Genomic DNA, 2,151 nt, shown 5'->3' with positions numbered 1-2,151 from the left:
AAAAAGCACGGCAATCTGTCGTGCTTTTTTGCTATTTTTGCACCATGATTCTTGATTATATTAAATATTTGTTGAAGGCAAAAGATGAGCATTCGCTGCATTCGCCTTTTGTTTTTGACTTTTACACTAAAATTCTTAAAGATAAAACTTTGTACAAAGAATATACTGAGATTGAAACTTTGAGGAAAGATTTGTTGAGTGATAATCGTGTTATCAATATTAATGATTTGGGTGCAGGAGCAAAGACAAATAAGAGCATTCAACGTACAGTCAGCGATATTGCAAAAAAATCACTCAAAAAGCCACGTTTAGCTCAGTTATTTTTTCGAATTATTAAATATTATCAGTATTCAAGCATCTTAGATTTAGGTACTTCGCTTGGTTTAACGACCGCCTATTTAGGTAAGGCAAATCATGCAGAAAGCCTAAAAAGCTTTGAAGGATGTGAAGAAACAGCCAAAATAGCCCTAGAAACTTTCAATAAACTTTCTTTAAATAATATTGAAATTATACAGGGAAATATTGATGAAACGTTGCCGAAAGAATTACAAAAGATTCAAAAATTAGATTTTGTTTTTTTTGATGCCAATCACCGTTATGAGCCAACGATTCGATATTTTGAGCGATGCTTGAGCAAGGCTCACGAGGACAGTTGCTTTATTTTTGATGATATTTATTGGTCAGAGGAAATGAAACAGGCTTGGACCACGATTCAAAATCATGATTCGGTTAGAGTGAGCATTGATTTGTTTTGGGTAGGAATCGTTTTTTTTAGGAAGAAACAGCCAAAGCAACATTTCGTTTTAAAATTTTGATTTAATTTAGAATTATTCCAAACTAAAAACTATTCTGGCTTGTTGTCGTAATGTGGGGCGATTCTCCTGAATCGCCGAAGTTGAAGATATAAAAATGTAAATTAAGCGATTGAGAAATCGACTAAAACAATATGTCAATATTAGATATTAATAGAATTCGTAAAGATTTTCCGATTCTCGATGAAAAAGTAAATGGTCGTGATTTAGTGTATTTCGATAACGCCGCCACCACCCAAAAACCGGCGGTTGTTTTAGATGCATTATCAAACTATTATGGTCATTACAACGCCAATATTCACCGAGGTATCCACTTTTTGGCCGAGAAAGCAACTTCCGCTTTCGAAGATTCACGCACAACAATTCAGAAGTTTCTGAATGCAGCACACAAAGAAGAAATTATTTTTACATATGGAACAACTGATGGTATTAATTTAGTTGCTCAAACATACGGTCGTAAGTTTTTGAAAGAAGGAGATGAGATAATTATTTCGACATTAGAGCATCATTCCAACATTGTGCCGTGGCAAATGCTCTGTGAAGAAAAAGGTTGTGTGTTAAAAGTGATTCCGATTGATGATAAAGGCGATTTGATTTTGGAAGAATATGAGAAAATGCTTTCGGAGAAAACCAAGTTTGTTTCGGTTGTTCATGTCTCCAATGCCTTGGGAACAATCAATGATGTAAAATTTATCATTGATAGAGCTCATGCAGTGGGAGCAAAGGTTTTGATTGATGGAGCTCAAGCATCATCTCACATTACGATTGATGTGCAAGCATTAGATGCTGATTTTTACGCTTTTTCAGCTCATAAATTATTTGGTCCAACTGGTATGGGCGTTCTTTACGGAAAATCAGATGTTTTAAATGCTATGCCGCCTTACCGTGGTGGAGGTGAAATGATAAAAGAAGTGACTTTCGAGAAAACTTCTTATAATGAATTACCCTATAAGTTTGAAGCTGGAACACCAAATATCGCTGATGTTGTAGCCGTAAAATTTGCTATTGATTACATCAATGAACTGGGAAAAGAAAATATTGCGGCTTACGAAGACGAACTTCTGAAATATGCCACCGAACAACTTTCTGAAATTTCAGGCTTGAGAATTGTTGGACAAGCAAAGGAAAAAGTGTCGGTTGTTTCGTTTGTTTTAGATGGCGTACACCCGCAAGATGTGGGCGTTATTCTCGACCAGCAAGGAATTGCAGTTCGCACTGGACATCACTGTACTCAGCCATTGATGAACCGTTTAGGACTTCCCGGAACTTCAAGAGCCTCATTTGCTGTTTATAATACAAAGCAAGAAATTGACAAATTGATTGCGGGCATTCATAAGGT

At 35.9% G+C, this 2,151-nt stretch carries 2 protein-coding genes; both read left to right on the top strand.

The features are described 5' to 3' along the window. A partial coding sequence (locus ACOVO2_RS00315; RefSeq protein ID WP_421768058.1) for an O-methyltransferase occupies positions 1-815 on the top strand: 815 nt, incomplete at its 5' end. Between the two features lie 131 nt (positions 816-946). Next, on the top strand, positions 947-2,151 hold a 1,205-nt coding region (locus tag ACOVO2_RS00310; protein WP_421768057.1), incomplete at its 3' end, for a SufS family cysteine desulfurase.

Origin of the sequence: Emticicia sp. (assembly GCF_049241225.1) — a bacterium.
In the GTDB taxonomy this organism is placed as follows: Bacteria; Bacteroidota; Bacteroidia; order Cytophagales; family Spirosomataceae; genus Emticicia.
The sequence above is the reverse complement of the archived record's forward strand: the minus strand, read 5'-3'. Positions and strand labels throughout refer to the sequence as shown.